We start from the raw sequence: 4,742 nt of genomic DNA, 5'->3' as shown, positions 1-4,742 counted from the left end.
AAAAACGGAATCGGTTGACCCATCGTGACCGCTCAGCGTACAAAACTCTCTCCAGCGTGAAGGCTGTGTGCAAATCGGTCACGATCACCGGAATGACCGGTCACGTTCGCCGGAATACGCAATATGCAAGCCTCTCAGCATGACAGCAAAGGCTTGAGTGAGAAACTGGGCCAGTTCATCAGTAAGAGTGCGGACATCATGACGATCATTGCGCCTTTTATCCCAGCCTTGACAGGTCTTGCGGCTGGGGCTGGCTAGCTGTAAAACCCATCTACTTTTTTTGCTTGCCCAAGCTTGGGGCTATTTGGCCTTCAGGTTTAGAGAGATGAACACAGAGGTTTTGAAGGGCAATTATATGGATAGGCAGTTTTTGTTAGAACAAGCTGAATCAATGCAGAACATGATGGTGGACTGCGCAACAGGCGGGACTATCTCTGATTTAGACTTTGGCAAGGTTCGAACAAATTTATTGTCTGATGCTGGTATAGCGCAGCTTGTGCCACAGATGGTTAAGACCTGTCGGTCACCGAGTCAGTTCTGGGGCTTCATCAAAAAAACCAAACAGTATGAACCGCGAAGACAATACATCTGGAGTGAATTTAGGCCGCTTCTAGACAAGTTAGAAGAGGTTGGGTCACCATCAGATTCAGCTATCAGGGAAACCCTGGAGAAGTTCGATTCCGCCCATGTTCATGCTGCGTGGCAAAAAACTTTGGATCGAAGAACTTCGGACCCTGAAGGCGCTATCACCATGGCAAAAACCTTAGTTGAGAGTGTCTGCAAGCACGTCATTGAGCAAGTTGAGGGCCAGGAGTACACGGGTAAAAGCGATGATCTTCCCGCCTTGTACCGAAAAGCATCCCTTGCACTTAACCTGTCGCCAGAACAACACATGGAAGAAACCTTCAAGCGTATCCTTGGTGGTTGCTCTAATATCGTGACTGGTCTTGGAGAGTTGCGTAACAAGGTTGGAGACGCCCACGGCCAAGGCTCACGGCCAATCAAACCGAAACCTCGACATGCTGAATTAGCCGTCAATCTTGCTGGGACAATGGCAGCCTTCCTAATTGCTACTCTTGAAGCACGATAAAATCATTTCGTCTTTGGCTAAGCAATGCGTAGAACGTTTGAAAAAATCACCTCACCTCACAGGAAGGCCATAAATTAAAGTTATAAAAATACATATTGTGATAGTAGTTATTGATTTCGAATTGCTCTTTGCCTGACTGTTTAGCAACCTATCTTATCAAGGCATAGCGCTGCTGATTTAGAAAGGGTGTAAGGATTTGGATTTTTATTATGCCCCCTTAACGTAAAAACCCCCGAGATTTCTCCCGAGGGTTTTCAAGGAACCAAGAGCTACTTTACAAGCTCTTTATAAGCCAAGTCAGGCCACCTTGCGTTGGGTGTCGCGACAATGGGCATCGTATGCCTCTTCTAAAATGCGCGCGGCTTGGTCGAGGAGCCGGATTGCTTGCGAATAGTCTGTGCGGGACATGATTCTACTCCCTTATATGGTAAGTACTGCTTCGTGGTAAGTACTGCTTCTAGTGTCTTGCATTAATCATAGGAACGGTTTTTGGTCAAGTTGTTCCACCAAAAGATCCAATGTTTGTTGTTCGCCCTCATTAATGGCGAGTGCCATTTTTTCCATAATGCTTGTATATTCAATAGCTTGGTGAGCCATCATGGGGTCTATGTCGTCCACCAAATTGTGTACAAGCCCAGAAACTTGGCGCATGATTTTTGCTAGTTCAGCATAGCTAGGATTATGTCCTTGCAGTACAGATATTTCGAACTGCTGAGCGTTCCGAAGGAACATGTTTGCTACTTCAAGTACCTTCAAATATAGCTCTTGTGCCTGATCCATGTATATATGCTCTCCGCCCCAAAAATCAAGTTCTCGCGTGGCGAAGGATCATATCATTTAAATAAACCGGATTCACTTCTTCAAGCCAATGTTCTGTAGATATGAATACCTATACGCCTTTTTTGTCGTAACGTCAACCCTGCTGATTGAAGTAAATGTTGCCATTTGGGTACACCTCTAAGAACACATTTCTGAAGGCTGATTTTTCGTATTCATATGCATGGATTGACAACCCAAACGAATACATCTATTGTGAATACACTCAAGTGAACACATGGCGATCATAAGGGAGTCGTTGGAATGTCTTTCATCCGTGCTTACCTCCGAGCATCCACAGATGACCAGAACGCGAGCCGCGCCCGTGAAGCGCTGAACATCTTCACACAAGAGAAAGGCGCTAAGGTCGCATCGTGGTATATCGAAAACGCCAGCGGCACCAAAGCCGACCGAACAGAGCTGGCGCGTCTAATAGACGACTCACAGCCTGGAGACATTCTCCTTGTTGAACAGGTTGACCGTCTGACGCGGCTAACAAAAGCCGATTGGGATCGTCTCAAGGGAGCAATCCAGAGCGCTGGCCTAAGAGTAGTTTCGCTAGACCTGCCCACCAGCCATACAGCGCTGACGGTCGATGCCAACGACGACTTCACTGGTCGGATGATTGATGCTGTAAACGCCATGCTGCTAGATATGCTGGCGGCTGTCGCTCGGAAAGACTACGAGGACAGGAGAAGGCGTCAGGCTGAAGGCATCACCAAGGCGAAGGAGCACGGACGCTATAAGGGCCGTCCGGTAGACCACGATAAGCATAGACGAATCAACGAACTTAGAGAGCAAGGCTTCAGCGTTCGTAAAACAGCGGACATCATCGGTTGTGGTATCAGTACCGTTCAACGTGCCGAAAAGAGAGCATCCGCTGACTAGGCTAGAGAAAGGAACGATGTTCCAGCACACACGAAGGACAGGGCTTGCCATGGCTCTGTCTTTTTTCTTTTTGATGTACCTGCTATTGGCTTGGTTACCGTCAGGAGTAGGGCGCTAGAGCCAAACAGTATCTATCCGCTTGCAGGACTTATTAATAAAAGGATATAAGTTTCTGATTATAAAGGGTTTACTGGTGATTTAATGTCTTGTAGCGTCTTTGTTGTTGGCGCTCATTAAAGGCGCGTAACCAATACGATTAGATAGCTATAAGGAGTCGAGCCAATGTGGATCAAGATAGAACGCTGGGGAATTGACGTAGGTGTCAGCGGTCTTATCATCAGGCTGGTTTTAGGTGATGTCTTCATCCGTATACCGCTGGTCGGTGTTGTGGCATGGAATCATCATAGCCTGTCCTTTGATCGGTGGGAGGATGTGAAGAAAGACCCAATACCTAAGTTCTAACATTCATCGATGGGGATGGGTGTCTGTTCGTTTCGCTCATCCCTATGGGTATCAAAAAACCGTTTTCTTATAGGCCATACGCGCTAGATAGGCGGGCCTACGGGGAAGCTCAAACGCCTCTATATCTATCAATACCCGCTCATATTTTTGTGGTGAAATAGTCCGATTCCCTTACGTTCTCCGGTAGTTAAACCGCAAGGAAGCCAGGGTCATTGGTATCCACGGCTTCGCCACGGACTAACAGAAAGAACAAGATTATGGCCGTCTCCAGTGCCTTGGTCTCCTTTTTGAAGGAGTCACCAACGGAGCTTCTGCATGGGCCATTCACATGGGATTTCCTTAGCTGGAGCATAGCCCTTCGGTCAGGGCAGTCCTTCCATTGGTCAAACGTTTGGGCATCAAACCGCATCAACTCATCTATAACCGCTGGTGTGATCAGCAAGTCATTTTTGACAAGATGGATAGGAAGGTTCCCTCTACAGACGGTCTTGTGAAGATGCTGTAGTTTCGTCATTGGGGTTTTACCCTTCAAACTGTGGACGGATTGTACTTCGATTGTCATAGCGCCTCTCTCGCTTCTTAGTCTCTCACCTCTTCAACAGCGGTATATCTCACTACTGCTTCGCCTTCGCTTTGAGCAACAGTTCAGCATGATGGGCTTCCAAGTTAACCCCATGTTCCTGACATGCCCGAGTAACGGTAGTCTTGGAGACGCCGAAGACACGACAGGTTTCCGTGACGCTAACCCGGTTCTCTTTTCGATAGTCAGCGATAGCCTTCCAGTTTTTCTTGAAGGAGGCACCACCAGACGGCACAGGTGACTTATAGGACATACCGGCTTTACGCCAGAGTTCTTGGACATAGGCGGCACTAAGTCCGAAGTGTTCAGCAGTCTTTCGCTTGGAAGCCTTATTCTGAAGACGCCACTGGATTACGTCTTGATGATTAACCCTAGGCTTCGGGCCTCGCTTTTTCACTGTGGTCATTGTTTTTCTCCTTGAGTAGGTTGTACTTTGACTTCCTCCAATCGTGGGAGTGAGATTACTTTCCGATTAACTCACCATGTCCAGCCTTGAGATCGCTGAAGTGGTGGAGAAGCGCCATGACAACGTTAAGCGCACCATCAACTACCTAGAATCCGTGGACGCAATCGAATCTCCTCACCGTGAGGAAATCTCAACAGCGACTCGGCCTCGTATTGAATACTTCGTCAACCAGCGCGACAGCTATGTGATCGTCGCCCAGCTATCTCCAGAGTTCACCGCTCTCCTATGGACTGGTAAAGTGAGTAAGTAATTAATTTTTGGAGCCAATTGAATGTCAGCAGCTACACGAATAGCCCCTTTGATTCCTATTTTGATGCTCTGAACCGTACCGGCTTTCTCGGAGACCCGTTAGTTTGAGTCAAGCAGCCTTATTTGCCTGACTCTGTTGCTCATAATACATGGCTTCTCGCTCTGCTGGTGGGATATGGCCAATCGGCTCC

At 47.7% G+C, this 4,742-nt stretch carries 6 protein-coding genes; 4 read left to right on the top strand and 2 right to left on the bottom strand.

Annotated features, from left to right (window positions below; genetic code table 11):
- The first annotated feature begins 325 nt into the window (after window positions 1-325).
- Entirely contained in the window at window positions 326-1,090 is a 765-nt protein-coding gene (locus tag V8L71_RS20255; RefSeq protein WP_336275288.1) for an abortive infection family protein, read from the top strand.
- A gap of 474 nt (window positions 1,091-1,564) precedes the next feature.
- Here V8L71_RS20255 and V8L71_RS20250 read toward each other — a convergent pair whose 3' ends face one another.
- The gene (locus V8L71_RS20250; RefSeq protein WP_336275287.1) at window positions 1,565-1,870 is read right to left on the bottom strand and encodes a hypothetical protein; all 306 of its coding nucleotides are present in this window, start codon (window positions 1,868-1,870) and stop codon (window positions 1,565-1,567) included.
- 300 nt (window positions 1,871-2,170) lie between these two features.
- Between V8L71_RS20250 and V8L71_RS20245 the strand changes: the two genes are divergently transcribed.
- Window positions 2,171-2,794, top strand: coding sequence for a recombinase family protein (locus V8L71_RS20245; RefSeq protein ID WP_336275286.1), 624 nt, complete (start codon window positions 2,171-2,173; stop codon window positions 2,792-2,794).
- A 282-nt stretch (window positions 2,795-3,076) separates the two neighbouring features.
- On the top strand, window positions 3,077-3,256 hold the full coding sequence (locus V8L71_RS20240; RefSeq protein ID WP_336275284.1) for a hypothetical protein: 180 nt from the start codon (window positions 3,077-3,079) through the stop codon (window positions 3,254-3,256).
- A 614-nt stretch (window positions 3,257-3,870) separates the two neighbouring features.
- Here the strand turns inward: V8L71_RS20240 and V8L71_RS20235 are convergent.
- Entirely contained in the window at window positions 3,871-4,242 is a 372-nt protein-coding gene (locus V8L71_RS20235) for a helix-turn-helix domain-containing protein (protein WP_336275283.1), read from the bottom strand.
- A 76-nt stretch (window positions 4,243-4,318) separates the two neighbouring features.
- Here V8L71_RS20235 and V8L71_RS20230 point away from each other — a divergent pair, with 76 nt between their 5' ends.
- Window positions 4,319-4,552, top strand: coding sequence for a Rha family transcriptional regulator (locus V8L71_RS20230; protein ID WP_336275282.1), 234 nt, complete (start codon window positions 4,319-4,321; stop codon window positions 4,550-4,552).
- Window positions 4,553-4,742 lie beyond the last annotated feature (190 nt).

This window comes from Vreelandella indica (assembly GCF_037070225.1).
GTDB lineage: Bacteria > Pseudomonadota > Gammaproteobacteria > Pseudomonadales > Halomonadaceae > Vreelandella > Vreelandella arctica.
Note: the sequence above shows the minus strand (reverse complement) of the source record. Positions and strands in the feature narration are given on the sequence as shown.